This window comes from Paenibacillus sp. Negev47 (assembly GCF_058313655.1).
Window position 1 is genome coordinate 4,454,882 of the sequence record NZ_CM177754.1, and the last position, 23,988, is coordinate 4,478,869.

General features: G+C 46.7%; 16 protein-coding genes. All 16 read right to left on the reverse strand.

Annotated features, from left to right (window positions below; translation table 11 throughout):
- Positions 1–188: 188 nt before the first annotated feature.
- Positions 189–1,109 carry a hypothetical protein gene (locus tag AC4G47_RS19925; RefSeq protein ID WP_458126298.1) on the reverse strand — a complete coding sequence of 307 codons (921 nt, stop codon included), beginning with the start codon at positions 1,107–1,109 and terminating at the stop codon, positions 189–191.
- 394 nt (positions 1,110–1,503) lie between these two features.
- Positions 1,504–3,357 carry an adenine deaminase gene (locus AC4G47_RS19930; protein ID WP_491102316.1) on the reverse strand — a complete coding sequence of 618 codons (1,854 nt, stop codon included), beginning with the start codon at positions 3,355–3,357 and terminating at the stop codon, positions 1,504–1,506.
- A 312-nt stretch (positions 3,358–3,669) separates the two neighbouring features.
- Complete coding sequence (gene helD, locus AC4G47_RS19935) at positions 3,670–6,045, reverse strand: RNA polymerase recycling motor HelD (protein ID WP_491102317.1); 2,376 nt, start codon at positions 6,043–6,045, stop codon at positions 3,670–3,672.
- 246 nt (positions 6,046–6,291) lie between these two features.
- The gene (locus AC4G47_RS19940; RefSeq protein ID WP_458126295.1) at positions 6,292–6,783 is read right to left on the reverse strand and encodes a pyridoxamine 5'-phosphate oxidase family protein; all 492 of its coding nucleotides are present in this window, start codon (positions 6,781–6,783) and stop codon (positions 6,292–6,294) included.
- A gap of 115 nt (positions 6,784–6,898) precedes the next feature.
- Entirely contained in the window at positions 6,899–7,966 is a 1,068-nt protein-coding gene (locus AC4G47_RS19945) for an FUSC family protein (protein ID WP_264929488.1), read from the reverse strand.
- Positions 7,967–8,337: 371 nt separating this feature from the next.
- On the reverse strand, positions 8,338–9,063 hold the full coding sequence (locus AC4G47_RS19950; protein ID WP_491102318.1) for an HD domain-containing protein: 726 nt from the start codon (positions 9,061–9,063) through the stop codon (positions 8,338–8,340).
- A gap of 1 nt (position 9,064) precedes the next feature.
- Positions 9,065–10,504: an NAD-dependent malic enzyme gene (locus AC4G47_RS19955; RefSeq protein WP_491102319.1), complete on the reverse strand. Its 1,440-nt coding sequence runs from the start codon at positions 10,502–10,504 to the stop codon at positions 9,065–9,067.
- Positions 10,505–10,714: 210 nt separating this feature from the next.
- Complete coding sequence (locus AC4G47_RS19960) at positions 10,715–12,787, reverse strand: beta-galactosidase (RefSeq protein ID WP_491102320.1); 2,073 nt, start codon at positions 12,785–12,787, stop codon at positions 10,715–10,717.
- A 74-nt stretch (positions 12,788–12,861) separates the two neighbouring features.
- Entirely contained in the window at positions 12,862–13,947 is a 1,086-nt protein-coding gene (locus tag AC4G47_RS19965) for a glycoside hydrolase family 53 protein (protein ID WP_491102321.1), read from the reverse strand.
- A 33-nt stretch (positions 13,948–13,980) separates the two neighbouring features.
- Positions 13,981–14,859 carry a carbohydrate ABC transporter permease gene (locus AC4G47_RS19970; RefSeq protein ID WP_440388161.1) on the reverse strand — a complete coding sequence of 293 codons (879 nt, stop codon included), beginning with the start codon at positions 14,857–14,859 and terminating at the stop codon, positions 13,981–13,983.
- A gap of 29 nt (positions 14,860–14,888) precedes the next feature.
- Positions 14,889–15,779 carry an ABC transporter permease gene (locus AC4G47_RS19975; protein ID WP_458126290.1) on the reverse strand — a complete coding sequence of 297 codons (891 nt, stop codon included), beginning with the start codon at positions 15,777–15,779 and terminating at the stop codon, positions 14,889–14,891.
- A gap of 191 nt (positions 15,780–15,970) precedes the next feature.
- On the reverse strand, positions 15,971–17,656 hold the full coding sequence (locus AC4G47_RS19980; protein ID WP_458126289.1) for a type 2 periplasmic-binding domain-containing protein: 1,686 nt from the start codon (positions 17,654–17,656) through the stop codon (positions 15,971–15,973).
- A gap of 123 nt (positions 17,657–17,779) precedes the next feature.
- The gene (locus AC4G47_RS19985) at positions 17,780–19,408 is read right to left on the reverse strand and encodes a response regulator (RefSeq protein WP_491102322.1); all 1,629 of its coding nucleotides are present in this window, start codon (positions 19,406–19,408) and stop codon (positions 17,780–17,782) included.
- Between the two features lie 72 nt (positions 19,409–19,480).
- Positions 19,481–21,235, reverse strand: a complete 1,755-nt coding sequence (locus tag AC4G47_RS19990) for a sensor histidine kinase (protein WP_491102323.1) — start codon at positions 21,233–21,235, stop codon at positions 19,481–19,483.
- A gap of 294 nt (positions 21,236–21,529) precedes the next feature.
- Positions 21,530–22,231, reverse strand: coding sequence for a hypothetical protein (locus tag AC4G47_RS19995; RefSeq protein WP_491102324.1), 702 nt, complete (start codon positions 22,229–22,231; stop codon positions 21,530–21,532).
- 128 nt (positions 22,232–22,359) lie between these two features.
- The gene (locus AC4G47_RS20000; RefSeq protein ID WP_491102325.1) at positions 22,360–23,889 is read right to left on the reverse strand and encodes an ABC transporter substrate-binding protein; all 1,530 of its coding nucleotides are present in this window, start codon (positions 23,887–23,889) and stop codon (positions 22,360–22,362) included.
- Between the last annotated feature and the right edge of the window lie 99 nt (positions 23,890–23,988).

Sequence of the window (23,988 nt, forward strand, 5' to 3'; positions counted from 1 at the left end):
CCTGTGTCGCTACAATTCAGCAACAAAACTAAAGAAGGTGCTCGCAGCTAACAGGCTGCAAACACCTTCTTTATCTACTTCCCTCGAAAGAAAGAACGAACGAAATTATCTAATAAGACATGACGTCTCAGTTAAAACCTCATTACCTTCGCTGCTGCTCACCGTGCACTAAGGAGCTTAATAGAGGCTCACTTTCTCATTGTCTTCCATGAAGTGTACTCATGTACGGAGAACCCGTTAAAGGATGCATGTGCTGAAGCCATTTTTTCGACCAACTCCAATTGTGCTTCCATATAAGCAGAACCTTCTTCATAGAAGGTGATGAAGTCACCTTCCTTGCTTTGCTTCGTTTCCACAGCGATGGAGATCGTCTTGCCGAGCAGAGCCGCTTCCGCAAGCTCATCCTTGGCTACACTATAGATTGCAGCAGCTGTATCGCGGTAAGCCATGATGGTGATGGAGTCAAACTTGCGGATCATCCAGCTGCTAACGGCCATCGTTGAACCCGGAATTTTGTAGTTATCCAGCCAGAAAGGCAGATCAGCCGCAACTGGTATCTTCATTCGTGATGCTCGCTCAACAATATACTCGACATTTCCTTGCCACTGCGTAATCACACTGGCCTGATTGATTTTCCACTGTGGATGCACATGTGGCTCAATATCCAGATGAATACCGGCAAACTTTTCATTGGGCAAAGCCTCAGCCTGATACGCTTCGATCCAGTCCAGGAAGGAAGCAATCTGTTCCCGACTTTCCGTCAGTCCCCAGGCTGATCTCCCATCCATGACGTCCACCGCAATGTTCTTGGCTCTGGCCTGACTGATAAAGCTTTTATAATCTGGAATCTTCACATCCCGGTTCATCTGCAGATAGATCGTATTGATCTTGTTCGTTGTCGCAAAATTCAATACTTCTTGCGGATTGCTTCTGATCTGGGTTGTATCCCACACCCACGTTGCTCTCACTGGCACATCAAGCTTCCCATGAATTGTTTCATAGCTATCAACAGAACCAATGGCAACAGCTTTCGAAGTATAGGCTGTACTTGCACACAGGATCAAACAACTGAGCAATAAGATAAAACGGTAACCCCTTTTGTTTTTCATATTTGTACACTCCCTCTGAAGTTATCAGCTCTAACGTGCAGATCCGGATGAAATTGTGTCGTTTCATATTCATTTTATGAAGCTTATTTCATTACGACGAATTAAGATTGCTTCTATATGCAATACCATCTCTAAGACTTACGACGAAAGAATCATATAACTTTATTTCGGGAATTCATAGTTTTGTATGTATAGTTCTAAAGTCACAATTATCATGAATTTTCTAAATTCTTTCTTCTTTCCTCACGACTTCAGTCTTTATTTCCATATCAATACCAAGATCCAGAAGACCCAGAAAGCGTTTTCTCCAGAAAAGCACAAAAAAGCCGCCCTAAGGCGGCTTTGCAATTATCGTAGGTTAATGGTGCTCTACCTCGAAATTTGCGTTTATTGACTACCCACTGGAGCTAACCGAAGTACCGTCAACCACCTCATCGAAAAGGGACACCAGTTCAATGCCGTCTGCCGAGATCCGCACAAGCCCCTTGTCAGACAATCGTAGTTCTGGAATCACAACCAGCGCCAACAGAGAAAGCGTCATGAACGCATTATTTAATGTACATCCTGCGGTCTGTAAGGCTTCACTGACTGCTGCTGATTGGGCTGCAACCACTTCGAACGATTCGGTTGACATCAAACCTGCAATCCGCAGCGGGAATTCAGTTACACCTGCTGCTGTTACCACAGCTACCCCACCTTGCATGCGAATAACGCGGTTACCGGCTTCAGCCATTAGCGCATCATCATTACCGATAATCAACAGGTTATGACTGTCATGAGCAACTGTCATCGCAATCGCTGCCGGCGATGTGAAGCCGATACCTCCAACCAGCGCCACCGCCCGATTACCGGTTTGTTTGTGACGCTCCAATACCGCGATTTTGCATATCTCCCCTGAAGTTGAAACCACTACCTTGCCATTCTGCACCGCTACAGGCAGGTGTTTCTCCTTCGTATCCACATGGTTCTCTGTCACATGAATGATTTTGGCACCAATAGCCCCCTCTGCAATCGGCGCTACCAGTTCCAGCTCCTCTGGTTGTATATTGGCTTCCAACTTCACCGTGTTCAGTGCTTCCTCGGGATACGTGAAGCTGTCCCAGGCTGCCGTCATTTTCCCGTTCTCGGCCACAACTTGCCCGGCAGCAATCGTCATGCCTACACGTACATCCGCCAGACGGCCATCCAGCAGAATGATGTCCGCTATATTACCCGGTATCACCGCACCAATGTCGCGTGCAACACCGAATCGCTCAGCCGTGTTAATCGTTGCCATCTGGAAAGCCGTGACGGGCTTCACGCCTTGGGAGATCGCTAGACGAACCACAAAGTCCATATGTCCTTCTTTGAGCAGCGACTCAGAGCTTCGATCATCCGTAACCAGCATCATCCGGCGTGTATCCAGTCCAAGCTCGGTGCAGGCTTTGATCGTCTCTGCCACGTCATGCCATGCGGAACCTTGGCGCATCTTTGCATACATCCCGAGACGCAGACGTTCCACCACATCTTCCATGGTCACACATTCATGATCCCCTGTAACCCCACTTGCCGCGTAAGCTGGCAGACGCCAGTCATCTGCTGCCCAGGTAAAATGACCGTCTGCCACTTTGCCAGCTCGGAGGGTCGCCTGTATCTCACCGATCATTGTCTCGTCCCCGTATACGACTCCAGGGAAGTTCATGACTTCCCCCAGGCCAATCATGTCCGGGCCCCACGAGAGGGCTTCAGCGACCTCTTCAGGTCCTATATAAGCCCCCGTCGTCTCCAGTCCGGGGTGAGTTGAAGGCACACAGGAAGCAACCTGCATATAAGCAGCCATCGGTGTGGTCCGCGCTTCATCCAGCATCAGTCTCAGACCTTTGAGTCCGAGTACGTTCGAGATCTCATGCGGGTCAAAGAAACCACCGGTTGTGCCTGAAGGTAGCACCGCTCTCGCAAATTCGGTTACTTTCATCTGTGTACTTTCGATATGGCAGTGCCCATCGAGCAGACCAGGAGCGATATATTTGCCGTTTGCTTCAATAATCCGGGTGTGTTCACCGATAGTGTGGCTTACATCTTTACCGACATAAGCGATTCGAGCTCCCTGCACGGCTATGGACATTTCAGGTAAAATTTCACCCGATATCACATTCACCAGCGTACCTCCCCGAATGACCAAAGTCGCCGGCAAATCTCCCCGTGCTGTAGCAACCAGATCCGGTACACAATCGGCCATAAGCGGCCGTTCAAAAGATGGTTTGTTCATGTTGCTGCCTCCTTCATTAATAAACGATCCAAAAAAAATATATTGTTTCGATTATATGAGTCCCGACCTCATGTGTAAAGAAAAATCACATCCATTGTGCCTGATTACAAATTACGAAGTCATATTTATCAATGAAACCCAATTCTTACGAACTCACGTCAGGAATTATTCAATATGTTCCCCTGTATCTGGGCTACAACATCCTTCCCCTTGGTATGCCGATTATTTCCTGTTATATGTATCATACACAGAAAGACTCCCGTTCCAAATGAACGGAAGTCTTCTGACTACCTATAAACAGTGAGTATTAGATCAGTCTACTTGAGCAGCAGACACCTTGCCAAGATCATACCATTCCTCCGACTGGGAGGTAATGAACGGGCTCGGTGTTCCCACACAATAGACATGTAGCAGATGCATCGCTCGCGTACAAGCTGTATAGAACAATTTGCGTTCATGCTCCTGTGCATACTGCTCTGCAGAACCATCATAGATTAGAACAGCGTCAAATTCTACGCCTTTGGCCAGATAAGCTGGAATGACATGAACACCCTGCTCAAAAGCCAGTGTCGTTTTCTTGATTAACTTCGGTGCTGTTGGCAGTTGCTTGCTCAATGCAGCATGTACTTCTTTGCTCTCTTCCGCAGTCTTGCAGATGACTGCAACCGATTCATACCCCTCCTTAATCAAGTGCTTGAGGTCAGTCGTAATGACATTCATATGACGCTCTGAATCAGAAGAAACGATAACTTTTGGCTTCTCGCCACTACGATTAAATGGAATGATCTCTTCCCCGCCAGGTACCATGCCGCGGGTAAATTCTACGATCTCCCGGGTAGATCGGTAGCTCCTGGTCAGCTCAATGACTTCCGTATTGTCTGGTCCGTACAGGTTAGTTAATGGTCCTGTTCCACTTAGCACTGAAGAGTGGGCATAGATGGCCTGGTTAAAGTCTCCGAGTGCTGTGATCTTCGCCCGTGGGAACAATCTTTTCATAAAGGCCAGCTGAAACGCAGAATAGTCCTGGGCCTCATCAATAATGACATGACGAATATTGGAGTTAATATGGAATCCAAGCATAAGCTCGCGCAGATACAAGTATGGCGTAATGTCTTCATATGCCAACTCCTGAAGCTTCAATCTGCGTAAAGTCATCTTACAGATTTCTTCCCATTCGGCAGGTAGCGCTTCTTCACCCAGCAGTCGCACCATCTGAGCCTGATCGTTGAACAGGTGCGAATATAATTGTCGTATATCGACAAATCGCAATGACTTGATCCATTTTCTCAGCGGTTTGAGTCGGTCACTGACCACCATACGTGCCAGAATTTCTCTTTCCTGCTCAAAGTCATTAAACGTATGGGTCTTTCCTTTTTGCTTGCGCTTCAAGCGCTGATAGGCACGTTGCAGATCCTCCGGCTCCATCAGATCAAGCTGCTGATCGACCCAAGGCGCATCCAGTTCACCTTTACCAAAGGCAGACAGTTCTTTCAGCATCCAGTCCCGCAGCATCTCCAGTCGACTCACCAGCTTGACGGATGACTCAAAACTGTAGAACTTCTCAGCCATAGCCTCTGACGTGACAATCGCTCGGCCCTGGAAGCGAACCGGCTTGAATTTCATACCACCTGACAGCATGCTTTCCTTATAACGCGTAATGACCCTCAGAAAAGATTCAGATGACTTGAATTTAATGCTGGACATGCGAATATCGTAATCAGGATCTTCCGTGCCCGTTAACACATATTCGAGCTGAATGAACGGATCTTCCAGTTGATATTCCCGACCCAAACGGCGTTCCAGATACTCCTGGAAGGTCGTTTGCAACATGTTTTCCTCCCCAAGCTCAGGCAGTACCGTGGAGACATAACTGTTGAACATCGGATTCGGCGAAAAAAGAACCATCTGATCCGCTTGCAGATGCTCGCGGTATTTATAGAGAAGATAAGCTACCCGCTGGAGCGCCGCGGACGTTTTGCCACTGCCTGCTGCGCCTTGCACAATGAGCATGCGTGTCCGGTCATTGCGGATAATTCGATTCTGCTCCTTCTGGATGGTCGCTACAATACTCTTCATCTGTGCATCCGAAGTTCGACTGAGCACGGCCTGCAACAACTCATCACCAATCGTTACCCCTGTGTCGAACATGAAGCGGATACGTCCGTCCCGAATGACGAACTGCCGCTTCATCTCTATATCCCCGCTGATCTCCCCGCTTGGTGTATGATACGTGATTGGACCCGGCGCTCCGTCATAATACAGATTGGAGATCGGCGCACGCCAGTCATAGACCAGAAAGGATTCCTCCTTCTCATCCAGCAACGATGCAATGCCCAAGTAAATACGTTCTGCATTTGGATATCCATCTTCTTTGAAATCAATCCGGCCAAAATACGGTGAATGATGCAGTCGTTTCATTTTGTCCAACGCAGCCGCTGTATTCAGATGGCTGCGCTCCCGATCGGACAGGACCTGTGACTGCTGCCGCATGCTGGTAGAAGTCTCCCCGACATCATCCGCTTCACTGAAGTTCATCGTGACTTCGTCCCAGAAGTCTTTTCTCATCCCAACCACTTCGTCACGGAAGGAACCAACTTCATCTTCCAGCGTTGTGATCTTGCGTTCAATCTGATCGGTCACGGTGTTGACCCGTTGTTGTTCCTCATTCCATTGCTGATCTGTACTCATATGTCAATAGCCCCTCTTTCCCCGGATTGTGTCCTCAAAACCCCATTTGACAAGCCCGAAAAGGCAATGGTATAATTATTAGAAAGTAAACATTTTGGTTTTATGTTAATTAGTTCTAATTTTCTGAAAACCATTTTTTATTCTACCAGTGACAGCGTCCCGATGCAAGCGGAGGCGTTTTTTGTTGTTTTCTTCTTCATTATTATTACCCAATCACTGGGTCCTCAACGGACAAGCTACCAATCCCTACTTACGTAATTCTTCAATCGTCTCTTGCCAGCGTGTTATCGCTCCAAGTTCATCTTTTAATTGAAAAGTTATTCCTGAAGTAATCTCCGCATACGGCGCATGATCCACACGTACATCAAGTACTTGAGCTTCAAAGCGATCTCTCGGATGAATGGCCTCCTTCATCTCAGGCAGAAGTTTTACTTCTATACGGATATGCAACAATCGTTGTCCTTGAACCGCAATCAAGGTAGCCTTGCCTGTTTTGCTCATGTTCATACTGGTCTGTGTACCCTGCCATAAAGCCAGTCTAAGCTGATGCGGATTGATCGCAATCACTTCCCCCATACTGATCATCGCCTGATGCGGCCACTGATCCTCAGATACGGTCAGGAGTTGCAATGCTTCATGCTGTTTATGCTCCAGATTAGTCCCATTCAACCATTCCATTAATTCAGCATCCAATTGATCTATGATCATATCTCTATCCCTCAGTTCGTTAAATTTCATTCCATATTCCTTCAGGCCATTCAGCCGTATGTATGACAAACAACCCGGACACGGTTGTCCGGGCAATGTTGTCATTCCATTGTATATGATCGCGAAGCAGGTGTGCAATTTGTTCTTAAGGCCACTTAAGCCAGTTCAAGATTTTGTCCTGTGATTCTTTGTCTTCACTGGAGCTATGCACATGTTCGGCAAGTCGATTCAGACGTTCCAGCTGATATCCGTAGTCATAGATCGCAGCAGCCACGATGGATAATCGTAACATCCCGTCCTTGTCGATATCAAACTCAGTGATCGCCTGCTCCATGAAACGATCATTATCTAATACAAACTGCGCGGCCTCTTCTCCATTCGGTTTCAGTTTATCCTCGAACTTGAGAAGTGCGTGCTCATGGAACTTGATAACCAGTTCCAAATGGGAGTCAAAAAACTGGTCCATGGCTGGTGTCCGCGGTGCCTGAAAATAGTGGCGTTCCACCGAATCCAGCACCTCGTATCCTTTTTGCAGACTCAGCAGCATCTGTTTATAGACCACCATCTGCCGGGTTTCGCTGAATTTCGAACGCTTCATCTTCTTCTGTTCCTCTTCGAACAAGTTATACTTATCGGACAGAGATTTAATGGAGCCGCCCAGATTGTTTTTCTCCTCCCGGAATACAACTTCCTTAATCTCATCCGAGATAGAAGTTCGCAATAGTAACGACATACCGCTGAAAACACTCTGAATTTGCTTGACGAACTGAACCTTTGGTTTGGGAGGGAATACTGTGATGTTAATGAGAAATGCCGATACAATACCCACCAAAGTCAGCAGAAACCGATTGAGTGCAAAGTGCCAGTCACCCGAAGCTTCCATAATCGATACGACCGTGACCAGTGTCAGTCCAACCGTCTCACCCATATTCAATTTAAGACAGATCATGATGACAAGTACAATAATTAATCCAACAGCAATTGGCTCATTGGACAACACCATGCCCCCCACCAGGGCCACAATGGCTCCGAGTGTGGTCGTTTGCAGCTGATCCAGGAAGTACTTCCAGGAACGATAGATGGAAGGCTGCATGGCAAATATAGCCGCGATTGCGGCAGGCACGGGAGATTGCGGGTTCAAGAACAGGCTGCTAAGGTACAAGGCAAGCGTAACCGCGATCCCCGTCTTAAGTACACGTGCACCAAATGACATGGTGAGCCCCCCTCCTTACCGAACCTGAATTTTTACATTTGATGATCATCTTCATTATTACCCCATATTTCTTTTTTTGCCTGAATTCTTTCAGGAGAACGATTTATTGTACCATGGAAGATCTTCCGTTGCCATGTCATAAGTCAGAAAGTGACCATTCGTAAGGAGAGAGCGCAACAAAAAGCTATGTAAACCTTATTTTATTCCATTTCATAAATCACTAAAAATAGAGTATTGATTCATTTATGTATGTTAATACACATTATTAACCCAAAAAGAAGCAAATCTTCAAAATGGATGTTCGCCACTTCAAAGATTCGCCTCTGTTACTTATTATACCTCTGTGGAATCAGCCTGCTGATCATGCCTGCCTACCGATCCGTACCCTCCCACTCTCTTTTGAACTGCTCCACGAACTGCACCATATAATCATGACGCTGCTCAGCCAGCTCCTTGCCATAGGACGTATTCATCAGATCCTTGAGCTTGAACAATTTTTCGTAAAAGTGGTTTATCGTTGTGCTGCGCCCATTGCGATATTCCTCACGGGTCATCTGCTCCCGTGGGGGAAGGGACGGATCGTACATCTCGCGCCCTCTCGCTCCTGAAAAGGCAAAGGTGCGCGCGATCCCAATCGCACCCAGTGCATCCAGACGATCCGCATCTTGTACAACTTGTGCTTCAAGCGAACTGACCGCAGGACGCTGGCCCCCTGCATACGAGATGGTGCTAATAATACCCACAACCGCTTCACGTGTATCCGAATCCAGCGGCTGAGTATCCAGCCAGTCATTCAGTTTCGCCATCCCGGCTTCCATGCTTTCATTCAACTTCTCATCCGGCACATCATGTAATAAGGCAGCCAGTTCACAGATGAATGGATCTGCTCCCATTCGGTGAGCGAGTTCCACTGCAAGTGCAGTGACCCGTTCGATGTGCGGCCAGTCATGGCCATCCGTATGCTTGGATGAGTCCCCTAGAACAAAAGATCGAGCAGCTCGCAGAACAGCCTCTCCTACCGTTGTTCCGTCCACATTTTGCATTTGTCCTGATCCTTGCATGCTCGCGCTGGATGGTTGAAGAGGGTTTTCTTGCATCCTACGATTCCCCGCCTTCACGGGCCTGTTCACGCGGTATACGCCGCGCCACTCCTGTCTTAACAGCTGCTTCAATCACGCGATTGCGCATCGATTTGACGACTTTATCATTGAACACACTCGGAATAATGTAATAGCGTGTACGCTCTTCGTCCGTAATGGCCGAAGCAATGGCTTGAGCGGCCGCCAATTTCATTTCTTCATTAATTTCAGTAGCACGGCAATCCAGCACTGCTCTGAACATGCCCGGGAAACATAACACGTTGTTGATCTGATTCGGATAATCGGATCGCCCTGTCGCCATAACGGCCACAATGTCTTCCACCAAGGCAGGCATAATCTCAGGTACAGGGTTAGCCATCGCAAATACAATTGGGTCTTCGGCCATGGTCTGCACGTCTTCACGAGTTAACAGATTGCCTCGTGACAAGCCAATGAACACATCGGCTCCACGAATGACTTCACGCAGCGAACCCGTTTCCAGTTCTGGGTTGGTACGGGCTGCATAGTCACTCCAGACTTCATTCTCATAGGTTTGTGTCCGTAGAATCGCACCCTCACGATCAACACCAATAAGTCGACTGGCTCCCGCAGACAATAATATGTTGCTGCAAGCTACACCTGCTGCTCCAATACCGCAGACCACGATCTTCACATCACGAATGGACTTGCCTACCAGTTTCAGCGCATTGATCAGACCGGCATACAACACAACCGCTGTACCATGCTGATCATCATGAAATACTGGAATATCAAGTTCCTCGTTCAGACGACGTTCAATCTCGAAACAACGTGGTGACGAAATATCCTCCAGATTAATACCGCCAAAACCAGGTGATATCGCTTTCACAGTACGAATGATTTCCTCGGTATCCTGTGTGTCCAGACAGATGGGAAAAGCATCCACGCCTGCAAACTGTTTGAATAACATCGCTTTACCTTCCATGACCGGCATCGCTGCGCGGGGACCAATGTTGCCCAGTCCAAGCACCGCACTGCCATCGGATACCACGGCTACTGTGTTCCGCTTAATTGTCAGCGAGAATGCTTTCCCCGGTTCTTCCGCAATCGCTGAACATACCCGGGCTACATCCGGAGTGTACACACGCGACAGGTCTTCCCGATTCTGAATCGGGGTCTTTGGAGTCACTTCGATCTTGCCGCCCAAATGCAGCAGGAACGTGCGATCCGATACGTTAATGATGGATACACCTTTGAGTTGGCGAACACCTTCTATAATTTTGCTGTTATCCTGTGCATCTGTTACCGCGACGGTCAAATCGCGCACACTGACATCCTGATTGGTCGAAATGACGTCAATGGCAATGATGTCTCCACCAGCTTCCGAGATGGCCGAAGCCACTTCACCAAACTTGATATCTTTAGTTGTCATTTCCAGCCGAATAATAATGCTGTTGCCGTCCAGATTTCTCTGATTCATTTCAATTCCTCCCAGACTGTAAGTCTTGAGTTACAAGTTACCTGTTTGTCTTCGCTGCGCGGACACGTTTATCCTTTATCTTTGTCCAGAAAAAGTCGTTCAACAGCAATTACATAAAATAAAAAAGACACCCCGAACACCTTTAATAGGCGCTCAGGGCAATCTTTTCTTAATCCTAACTCCGTTTATTCGTAACGTATAGAATGGATATTATTTCCGGGCAACCGCTCTGCGCAGGACACGAATGTCATATGGTTGCAAGCTGAGACTGGCTTCCACAGCATCACCACTGAGCAGATCCGTATAGGACTGTCCATCTAATTCAACCCACTTCTCATCTGGTGTGTAGTTCTGTACAAACACATAATCAGCCGTACCATCTGTACGCGTATGTGCCGTAGTTCCGGCAGGAAGCTCCGTTTCAAGTCCACGTTCAATGTTCAGGTCAGCAATTAGCTGAGCATAGAAATCATCATAGAATGGCGCTTTCAAACGTGTCGCCACGTAATATGCTTTTCCTGAACCCAACTGATTAACCGTCAATGCCGGACGTCCGGCATAAAAGTCAGAACGGTACGTAGCCAGTGACTTCGCGCCTTCCAGATGGATCAGATCACACAGTTCAATTGCATCATACGCTGTATTGAGCTGAAGCTCATTGCCCTTCTCAGGAATGATTCCGTTCAGATCACGATCATGTAGTCCATCAATTTCTTCAGACCAGATGCCAAGCGTCTTGCGCAGTGGGCCTGGGAATCCACCCAGGAAGCACAGATCATTTTCGTCGACAATACCAGACCAGTAGGTCGCTACAAACGTACCGCCTTGCTCCACAAACTTCTCGATGCGTTCGCCGACACCTTCACGCACCAGATAGAGCATTGGAGCGATCAGCAACTTGTACTTGGACAGATCTGCATCCATATCGATGACGTCTACAGAGACTCCCTTTTTCCAAAAAGCTTCGTAATGCTCTTCCACCGTCTGCTCATACTTCACACCGATATTGCGCGGACCCTGGGAATCATTAACGGCCCAGCGGTTTTCCCAATCGAATATGATCGCAACTTCTGCCGGAACCGCTGTTCCTACAATGGCTTTCATGCCTTCAAGAGCTGTACCTACGTCCGTCACATCCTGGAACACTCGAGTGTGTTCCGTTCCAACATGGTCTACCACCGCACCATGAAGCTTCTCACTGGACCCCCGGCTCTTTCTCCACTGGAAGTACTGCACACTATCGGAACCGTGTGCCACAGCCTGGAGAGAAGAGAGCAGATGCATGCCAGGTTTTTTCAGCTTGCTAACCTCTTGCCAGTTGGTTGAACTTGGCGTGCTTTCCATCAGCAGAAACGGCTGCCCACCTTTGATGGAACGAACGATGTCATGCATCATTGCGATCCGGGATGCCTGTTTCGCGTCGTCATCTGCATCGTGCCAAGTCGGATAACTGTCCCATGACAGGAAATCCAGAATATCAGCGAACTTCCAATAGTTCAGACCGCCATAGAATTCCATCAGGTTCGTTGTGACTGGCAGATCCGGATTCTGAGCTTTCAATGGTTTCGTTTCGTGCACGATGAAATCAGCTGTCTGATCCGTAACGAAACGACGCCAATCCAGATTCATTGCATGTACTTGTGTCTCACCATGCGGAGCTGGTGACTCGACTTGACTCCAGTCCGTAACGGTGTGACTCCAGAATGTGGTCCACCACGAGTGATTCAGTTCATCGAGTGTCTTATACTTTTTCTGAACCCAGCCACGGAAAGCTTCCTGACAGTAATCACAATGACAGTCTCCACCGAACTCGTTGGAGATGTGCCAGCCGATTATAGCTGGATGATCCGAATAACGTTCTGCCAGTTTCGTATTGATCGCAGTAACCTTCTCACGGTATACCGGGGAAGTATAACAATGGTTGTGACGGAAACCGTGGAGATTACGGACACGTTTCTCAGAGACACGGAGTACTTCCGGGTACTTGGCGGACATCCACGCTGGTCTCGCACCACTTGGTGTAGCCAGGAACGCATAGATGCCATTAGCTGCAAAACGATCCAACACCTGATCCAGCCATTCAAACGTATATACGCCTTCTTCCGGCTCAAGCGATACCCAAGAGAAGATACCAATGGACATCACGTTACACTTAGCAAGCTTCATCAAGCGAATATCTTCTTCCAGAATTTCAGGATAGCGGAGCCACTGCTCCGGGTTATAGTCTGCGCCATGCAACATGTGCGGGGCTTTGGAACTTACAGGTGGATATTTGTATGTCATAAGGACAACTCCCTTGCTTTTGAATTACAATTTTAATTTGATACAACAATATTCACGGCTTATATTAGCAGTTATTACACGTATGTCTCTGCATCTGATTCTTCTACAGCAGGAAGCGCTGTAAACGATTCCAACTTACGACCTTTAAAATCAAACATCGTGAGGTTACCCCAGTTATTCGGATGTCCGACGGACCATTCTTCCTTACTTGGTATCCAGGCAGGTTCCCAATAATAGAATCCATGACCCAAACCACCAGGAACATCACGGATAATCTGCAACAGATCCTTCAGATAGTTGGTCTGCCCCTCTACACTTGCAGGGTATCCTGGCAACAACAATTCTTCCTGATTCAAAATCCATTCCATACCTTCCGGCTGTTCCAGCGTCCACGGATAAGCGGTTTCAACCACATTGACGGGTTTGCCATAACGCTCAGCCAGATCATGCAGATTGTCACGCAAGGCATCGAGTGTGCCATGCCACCAAGGATAATACGAGAGCCCAATGATATCGAACTCCACACCCAGTGCTTTGAAGCGATCATAAAACTTGCGGCTCTCGGCGTTATCTCCACCACGATCAATATGTATCATAATCTGAATATCCGCGTCAACGGATTTGACCGCCGCAATTCCGTACTTCACAAGGCCTGCAAAACGCTCCCACTGTTCATCCGTGTCATGTTCTTCTCCACCGACACGTCCTTCATTCCATAACATGCCTGGTGTAATCTCGTTGCCGACCTGCACCATGTCTGGAAGAGCACCATGTTCCTTCAACGTTCTCAGAACATCGGCGGTATACGTACAAACCGCACGTTGAAGTTCCTCATAGGAGAGATTCTCCCACGCCTTTGGTTTCCACTGATTGGCTGGATCGGCCCACCGATCAGAATAATGGAAATCAAGCAAAAACTGCAGGCCCTGTTCCTTGATCCGTTTGGCTACCGCCACCGTTCGCTCCAGATTGCAGAACCCACCTACAGGATCATTCCAGATCCGCAGCCGAATCGCGTTAGCATCATTGAGCTTCAGGATGGACAGCAAGTCTTGATCCTTGCCGTCCACATCACTGTATGTCCCACCATGCTGTTCGATCTCATCCATAAATGATACATCCATTCCCAGAACGAATGTCTTTTCTCCCAAGTTACTCACTGTATCAACCTCCATTTAATTAGTGATACAGGCTCAGCCTTTAACTGAGCCCAACGTCATACCTTTGACAAAGAAACGTTGCAGGAAAGGATATACGATCAAGATTGGTGCACTTCCGATGAAGATCTGAGCTGCTCTTACCGTCGTTTGAGATAGAGATTCCATTTCTTTTGGATTCATGCTCATGCTACTCATGTCACGTCCAATAATGACTGTTTGCATAAAGGTAGCCAGTGGATAATCCTTGGCATTATTCATGTAGAGCAATCCATCAAACCAGGAATTCCAGTGAAACACCATGCTGAACAACGCAATGGTTGCAATCGACGGCAAGGAGATCGGCAGGAAGATACTGAACAGCGTTCTGAAATGGTTGGCTCCATCCATCAGCGCAGCTTCCTCCAGCTCTTTTGGAATACCGCGGAAGAAGTTTAGCATCAGGATAACAAGGAATGTATTCACTGCCCCTGGGAGTACCAGTACCCAGAAAGAGTCCATCAACCCGATCTTCTGGATCACCATATAAAATGGAACCAATCCTCCATTGAAAATCATGCTGAATACGAAAATCCAGGAGTAGATCGTTCTGCCTTTGAACTCACTATTTTCTTTGGACAACGGATACGCTGCCAGGAATGTAATCAGCAAGGTGATGGCTGTACCAATCACTGTACGCAGAAGTGAAATCCAGAGTGAGTTCAAGAAGATCGGATTATTCATCGTCTTTTTGTAGGCCTCAAGTGAAAAACCTACAGGCCAGAGATTGACCAGATTGGCATCGGCAGCAGCCTTCGTACTAAAGGATACAGCCAGTACGTGAACCATCGGTATGATACACATAATGGCGACCAGAATCAGAAAGCAGGTATTAACTATATTAAACACGCGATATGGCAATGATTTATGATACATCGTGGTCCCTTCTTTCTCTGTTCATTCGATTAGAATATGCGGTATCCAGCGTATTTTTTGGCTAAGCTGTAAGATACGAGAATCAAGATCATGCTAATGACTGATTTGAACAATCCGATCGCTGTTGCGAAGCCCATTTCACCATTTTGCATCGCAGAACGATATACGAATGTATCAATGATGTCACCCGTTTGATATACGAGCGGGTTGTACAGGTTGAAAATCTGGTCAAATCCGGCATTCAGTACGTTACCTAGTGCCAGTGTTCCTACAACCATCAGCATCGGCACAAGCGATGGAATCGTAATGTGCAGTGTCTGTTTCCAGCGTCCTGCTCCGTCAATTTCAGCTGCTTCGTACAACGCTGGATTAATTCCGGCAAGTGCAGCCAGAAAGACAATCATGTTATAGCCAAATTCCTTCCACACATCTGTCAGAATGACCGTAGAACGGAAGTAACTGTTATCTCCGAGGAAGAAGTAAGGCCCCAGTCCGAAGGTCCCCAGAACCCGGTTCACCAACCCTCCGGTTGACAGAAGATCTATCAAAATCCCGCCCAGAATGACCCAGGACAAGAAGTGAGGTAAATAGACAAGTGTCTGAATGGTTCGTTGTATCGCCATCTTGCGAATCTCATTCAACAGAATGGCAAAAACAAATGGGACAAATAAGTTGAAAATCAATTTAAGTACAGCAATAATCAATGTGTTCCAGATGACCTGTAAGCTGTCTTCACGTTCAAACAAATATCTAAAGTTGTCCAGCCCGACCCATTCAGAGCCGCTAATCCCAAGCCATGGCTTGTAATTCTGAAATGCCATAATAATCCCGCCCATAGGCACATAACTGAAGATAATCAGAAAGATAATGGCTGGCAACAGCATAACGTGGAATGGCCAAGTGCGTTTCAAAGTTCTCATGATTGCTCCCCCTGTATTTCTTCCTACTCAAGTACTCCCTGAGTGGCTTATAATGCGATTATATCAACCTTTTACGGGGTCCAAACAGCACATAAAAGCAATATAAATGGCACAAAATCAACCACTTTGCTTCAGCTTGAATAAACCAAAAAAAAGCGCCCAGACGACGATCGTCTGAGCGCTGCTTAAAACTATTTTTTCACACTGTCATACCACTCGTTGACCTCTTGTGTGATCTGATCACCGCCACCGGATTTCCACGTTTGAACAAAGGTATCAAATGCATCAATCGGGTTTTTACCATAGATAATTTCGTTAAATGCTTGATTCTCAATTTTGTTCAGATAGTCCAGTTTGGATTTCATTGTAGCTGTTGTTGGACCTGTGAACATGTTTTTGAAGGAAATTTCTTCTTGACTCAGTAACACTTTCGCTGCTGCGGGTGTTTCTGGCCCATAGTTTACGGCTACATCTTTTTCCAGCTTGCTTTCAGGCTCTTTGCCATCAGCTAGACTAAGCAGGGCTTTCATCTGTGCATCAGGGATACGCGCACCATCACGAACTAACAGATAACGCACAACATTGACATATCCACCATCAATTTCGTCTGGTTTTTTCTGTTTTCCATTTGCGTCCAATTGGTAGTCATATCCATCAAATAAACCGTTGTCATAAGGACTACCTGGTGCTGGATCAGCATAATTGTCGAACAGGTAGTTCTGATACGTAAAGAAGGCTTCCGGGTGTTCCATATCTGCCTTGATCAACGTAACACCATTTACAAATTGTGTTCCATGACGCATCGCCTTACCTTCAGGGCCAGTTGGAATCTCAATTGGTTTCCATACTGCACTTGGTGCGTTCTTCACCGTGTCAGTTAATGGCCATCCGCTCATCCAGTAAGGACCCGGGATAATACCTGCTGTTCCTGCAACTGCAGGTTCTGCTGTTTTGTTCTCATCCCATAGAGCTGCTTCCTGTGGAATGTAACCTTTGGTCAACCATTCACTTAATTTACCCAGTCCTTCTTTCATGCCTGGATTAATGGAGCCATACTCCAGCTTACCATCGGCTCCCACATTCCATTGGAACGGTAATGTTCCGTATGCGCCGAAGATCCAGGATGGGTCTCCCATCCATGTATTCATGGATGTTTTGAAACCAATGCTGAGCGGGATGACCTTATCCGGAGACAATCCATCCGGGTTTTGGTTTTTGAATGCATCCATTACGGTTTCAAGCTCATCAATCGTTTTTGGAGCTTCCAGCTTCAGCTTATCCAGCCAGTCCTGGCGAATCCAGAGCAAGTAATCATTGTTGTATGCATAGTCCAGAACAGGAATACCCATTCTTTTGCCATCACGACTATATTGGTTCCATACGTTAGGATCTTGCTCCATTGCTTTTTTCCATGTGTCTGAAGCATATTTGTCGAATAGTGGACCAACTTCCTGATACATGCCGGAATCAATCAGATCCTGAGCAAGCAAGTTGTCACCCACTGTTACAATATCAGGCATATCTTGACCAGAAGACATCGCCAGACGAAGTTTGGTTGCGAATGCGCCATTTGTATCCGTTACAGACCATAGTGAATTGATATTAATACCGAATTGATCCTTGGCCCACTTGGTTGCCACGTTATTTTCCATGGATTCGCCATTTTTAAACTTCAGCTCAGGATCGATTCCCCATGCCGTTGTAATGGTTACTTCCGGATCATACTTTTCTTTGTATTCGTTTTGAGTTCCAGATGTACTTGGTGTTGCACTATCTCCGCCCCCACTGCCTCCTGAACATCCTGCAAGAACGACAGTTAGACACAGCGTTGTAGCGAGAAGCGTCAAGAATCTCTTTTTCGTTGATTGCGCTCTCATGTTGTTCCCCCTTAAATCGTTTTGGTTACCCTTTCATTATAGGCTGACCAGGCCTTTGAGCCTATGATACGAAATCAAGATTTCTGCACCTTTGCCAACCTATATTCTGGAATGTTGTTGTAATTATGCCTGATCCCGAAATTCATTGGGTGTCATGCCATAATGCTTTTTGAACATTTTGCTGAAATATTGCGGATTTTGATAACCGAGCTCACTCGTAATCTCGTATATTTTTTTGTTGCTATTCTTGAGCAGATACAGAGCACGCTCCATACGCATACGAATCATGTAATCGCCAAGTCCTTCCCCCGTCTCTGCCTTGTATATCTTCGATAGATATACGGGGTGCAGATATACCTTGTCTGCAATCATTTTCACCGACAGATCCTGTCCTGTATCTCTTGTCACGAGTTCCTGAACCTGCTTGATCACATGTCTGCGGCTCTGCACACCTTCCTGATCCGACAATTCCTCCTGCAGTTTTGACAGCATCTCAGTGGCCCAGCGCCGCAGCTTCTCGGGTGATTGAATCAACTGATGAGCAAGGAGCAGATCGAATCCCGCATGATCAATCTCATGCACCAAGTGCCCCTGCTTATGGGCGATATACATGAATGCATTCGTTACAGATAGATACATCTCATACACATGTTCCCTGGACAACCGTACCTGTTCTGCCGCGTCAAAAACCATGTTCAGCTTGCGTGCTGCCGCTTCCCATTGCTTGGTCTCAAGTAATTGCGGAAGTACAGGTGGTTTGTACAGCTCTTCAAGCGCCTGCGCGGCATCATTCTCCGGGCGTTTACTAAGTGCCTTATCCAGGTCCATATATATAATCTTGTGTTCTTCCGGCCCAGAAAGAACAAGTGAGCCCAGACTTTTTCGATAAGCTGCGGTCAACTCATTAAAGGGAAATGATGGTGTAACCACCATCGACAGATCTCCCTGCAAATACCGAATGACATGCTCACGGAAGGTTTCAGCGGATACTCTCAACGTATCCAAATTCATCTGCGAGGCTTCGACCTGTCCCTGATTTTGCAGAAACATAACCAGACACTCATGCGGCCCACGACCAAACCACACGTTAAATTGCTCTCCGAGCACTTCTTCTGCAATATTACCTACCGCAAAATCCATCAAATCCAGCGATTGCTGGTCCATCGACGAGAAGCGTCCTGTGAGGCGAATCAGCATCATCACAGCGGATTGTTCCGGGTTAATGTGAATCTCGTATTGTTCCAGTTGTTCACGAAGTGCCCGCGCCGTGATCTCACGCCCCAGCAGCAGATCGTGCATGAGATTTTCCCGTAAAATTTTATAGTCAGACTTCCGACTGTATAAGAGCCGGTGATATTTATCGAATTCATCCCATTGATCTCGAAGAGATGTAATGGCTGCTGAGACCGATCCCATGAACTCATCATCGTTTACGGGTTTGAGGATATAATCAGCGGCCTGTAATTGTATGGCTTTCTTTGCGTAATCAAAATCACTGTGACCGGTTAGCAAAATACAGCGAATATGAGACCAACGTTTGCTTACCTCTGCAATGAGATCCAATCCCGACATGCCAGGCATTCGAATATCAGTGACTACGATGTCTACTGCATTTTCCTCCATAATCTCCAACGCTTCCTTACCGGATGCGGCACGCAGCACGGTCGTTACCCCAAGTTCTCCCCAGGGTATAGTCAATTCAAGACTTTCTGTTACGTACGTTTCATCATCTACCAGCAGTATATCTATCAAGCAAGTCACTCCCTATCTCGTTCATTCTGCAATTCATTCCATTATTCATCATGCTCTAGACATTTCAGAGGCTCATCCTTCGTTCTCCAATAGTAGCTCCTGCTCGGCTGGCCACGACAGCGTAACGCTTAATCCGCCAAGTTCCGATTCAGTTATATCGATCCCTGCCTGATCCCCATATCGGAGTTGAAGTCTCTGATTCACATTCCACAGGCCACAGCCCATCTCCTGATCCATCGTTCCTCTAAGCTTGTTCAGGAGCGCCTCACGTGCCTCTTGTGTCATGCCTTGTCCATCATCTTCTACCACAAGAACCATGACATCGCCACGTTTCTCCCCGGTTACTCTGATTTCTCCGGCTTCCGCATCCGCTTCAATCCCGTGAATCACGGCATTCTCCACCAGTGGCTGCACAATCAACGGCGGCACTTCCTGTCTCAGCATTTCATCGGACAGATCAAGTTTGTAATGAATGCGGTCCATTCGCATCCGCTGGATTTCCAGATAACAGCTGACGAATTCAATTTCCTCTGTCAACGGTACCAAATCCCGTTCCTGCCTTGTCGTATACCGATAATATCGCGAGAGGTTATGTGACATCGCTACAACAGCGTCCATGCGCTTCAGCTTCGCCATGCTCGTAATGAAGGAGAAACAATTATAGAAGAAGTGCGGGTTAATCTGCGATTGCAGCTGCTTCAACCGGGCTTCACGCACATGAATCTGTTCCAGATAGACGTGTTCAAACAACTGCTGGATCTGCTCCACCATCAAGTTGAAACGTTCGGACAGGAAACTGAATTCATTGCGGCCCTTCGGCTTAATCCTCACCGAATAGTCTTCCTGCTTCAATCGCTGGAAGCCTCGAATGAGTTGTTTCACAGGCACTTGCACCTGAACATATAACAGATACGCCACACCAAAACTCATCAATAACAAACAAATCATGGATGAATAGAACAGCATATTCGATTGATGAATGGGCTTCAAAATATCGGATAAAGGCATATAGTCCACCAGATACCAACCTGTCGTACTGGATTTGACCGTGTTAACCATATAAGGCTCATTCCCAATTACAACGGTGCGATTATCAACGTCCTGTAGATTATGGATGGACAGTTCTTCCATCAGCTGGTTCGTTAGGGAACGATCTGAAGTCCGGTTATAGATGACCCCCGATTCTTCACGGAAATAGAAAGGGTCATGCCTGCCATCGTCCTTGAATTTGTCGAGCATGTCTCGAATATTGTCACTATCAAACTCCAGTTTAATAATCGTTTCCGCATTATCCGCCGGGTCTTTAATACCATATGGAGATACTGTAATCCAGCTAAACATGAACCTGTCATCTTCCCCATCCTGGATTTTGCGTACATCCCAGCCGGAAATTATATTCTCCCTTAGCGTTTGCTTATCGTAAGAACGTGCATCCCTTTCGGAAACTACCCTGCCGAGAGAAGGAGAGTACAGATATAACTTTGTAGCCCAATTGGATGAACTTTCCTGAATACTCAGTTTATTTTGAATACGCTTAACCAAATTAATGGCATCGAGGTCAAAATATTTACTATCCGCATAGATTCGCCGGAAGCTGGCAATATCAGGATCATGTATGAGCAGATTCGGCCATGAGGACAACAGCTCAATGTGTGTGTTCACCTGATTTTGGAAAAATTCAAGCTGGTTGCTATTCGATCGATTCAACTCATCTCTGAGAACGGCTGTCGTTTTGTGATTGGAGTACCAGTACAGGAGCACAACTGGAACTAGCATAATCAGAATTAGAATGACCATTTTGGAAAACAGGTTTGTCCGATATGACATCTTTTCATCTCACCTTGTCTTAATTTGTCGTGACATTAATTGTAATGATGTAAGCGGTAAAGACAAACTATTTTTTTGAGACAAACCGATTCATTATCTAAGCGTAAGCGTTACCAATTGTAGGGGGAAGGCGATAAAACCAATATTTCTGCACTAATTGCAACTTCCATGCACTAAAAAGAGCCAGCATTTAGCCAGCCCCTGTCTGATCCGTATATGTTTTTGTCTTTCTATTGATATCAAATCTTAATCTACTTCTGTTTATGTAATCATTCTGTATCTTCAATTCAAATATCAACTATGGATATCGTAATCAAACACCGTATTTGCTCCGTCCACGCCTACATCAAGCACAATATCAATAAGTTTTCCACTGACGTGCAGAGGAGATTCCGCTTTCCCGTAAAACTCCAACGTGCCCACAAACGTTCCGTGGCGTTCAAGCTCAATGTGTACTGGCCTTAGTTGGACAGACTTCAAAGCCTCAAGTAATGGGTCGTCCTTAAGCTTGTAACTGCGGCCGAGATCAGGCAATAACACGGCTGCTACGGACTCTCTGCCGTAATTTTTGAGTGTCAGATCGCAGGTTGCTCGGGTCTCGCCCGTCATAAGAACGTTAAATGTACAAGAACTTTTGTTTTGAACATAGGATATGCCGTCAATGCCGCTTGCTCCCCACTTGGCTACATACATGAATTTATCCGTCATGGACGAATAACTAAGAACGATAGCCAGAACTACGACCCATAACCCTTTCCCAAGACCGGGGGACCATTTTACAATTTCTTTGCGTGTAAGATAGAAGCCACAGGCGAAGAACCCCATTCCCAGAAAAATTGTGATATGTACACCACTTAAATAAGATGTAGTATACGGTGATATACCTATTGCTGACAGTATTGTATCTCCAACAGAAAAACCAAGATGGTGGTTAAATGTAAAGATGATAGCAAAAAGCAATAAAGCCACGGAGAACACAAGTCTGGTTCTCGACACACGAACACCCCCAATCAACCACCTGATTATATCATATTTTTCCTAATTATGATTAACAACCCATATCAGAATAGAACAAAAAAAAGAACGCCTTCGGTTGTTTACCGAAAACGTCCTCCATGTTTTAATTATTTCTCAGACAGGAATGCATCGAGCTGTTCCTGTTTGGCAGCAATAATTTTATCAATGCCCGCTGCTTTCAGTTTCTCCAGATATTTCGGGATCATCTCATTCGGATCAACGGCGCCCGATGTCATACCCGGCTTGAACTGTTTGTTCACGTTGTTGACCGCAGCAATTTCATTTTTGACAGATTGGCTATTGAACGTAAAGCCCAATGCTGGTGACTTCACACCTTTGGCGTTAAACTCTTTGAACTTTTCCCATTTCTGCGGATCTTCATTATCCCAGAGGAAGTTCAAGAACTGGTTACCCAGCTGCCATTGTGCACCTGGATTGTAGGTACGACTGTTGGCATCAACGCCTTCAGGGAGAGCAATGATATTATCCTGTCCGTCTTTTTTCACATAATGTGTACCTTCAATTCCGAAGTTCAACAGGTTGTTAATTTCCTTGTCGGAATGCAGCAGGTTAATGACCTGCATCGCTTTCTCCGGTTGCTCCGAAGAACGGGAGATCGCGAGCATCGCTCCAGATGCATCACCCGTCGTAATTGTCGGCTGTGTCATCTCAATCTGAGTCAGTGGGAAACCCACATACCCTTCTTCTTCTTTATCCTTACCTGGCTTCATGCCATCCGTCCAGAGAAACGCTTTTCCAGCCTTCGCCTGGTCTTTCGGGAACACATTGGATGTAGCAGCATCACTGTTGATATATCCCGCTTGATACCACTTGCGAGCGAGTTCAGCCGCTTCCTTGAATTCAGGGGTCTCCACTTCGTTCAGAACCGTTGTTCCGCCTGCTGTTTTGGAGATTACTCCAGGTACGGAAGCATCACCGAGATAATCCCAATCCAGATTCTCCAACAGACCGTTACCATTGGTATTGGACATATAGAACGGTGTGATGGCCGGCTCGTTTTCCTTAATGGTTTTGAGCAGAGGCTCCAGATCAGCCCATGTCTTAACTGCTGTCAGGTCCAGGTTATACTTGTCGGCCAGATCTTTGCGTACCAGCACGCCACGTGTGGCAGCGAGTTCCTTATTCGTAGGAACACCATAGTTCACGCCGTCTACCTGGGAACCTTCCAGAAAGGCAGGGTCCAGGTTTTTCTTGATATCTTGACCATGTGCATCAAGCAGATCATTCAGTGGCAAGAATGCGCCTTTGGCTACATTCACCGTGTAGTTCTGCCAAGCTGCTGTGAAGATAATGTCTGATTTTTCACCCGAAGAGATCATGAGATTCAGCTTGTTATCCCACTGTCCCCAGTCAATCGCATTGATCTTGAGCGTGGCCCCAATCTTCGGTTCCATCTTCTTGTTAATCTCAGCTTCCACCAGAGCAACATCCTTCTGAGGTGTCCCCGGGTAGAATAGCGTCACTTCGTAGGGTTTACCCCCACCCCCACTTACTCCTCCGCCTTCTGCTCCAGGTGTTGCTGTTCCACCTTTGTCTGATGAGCAAGCTGCCAGCACCAGGCTCAGCGTCATCACCGTTGCCATCATGCGTGACCATACCTTTAATGATCTAACCAATTGAACCCCTCCTGTCATGTGTTGAACCGTACAGCCAATTGCCCCAATTCACAATAAAACCCATAGCAACTTCTATATATGCCCTTTCAGTCCATCTTC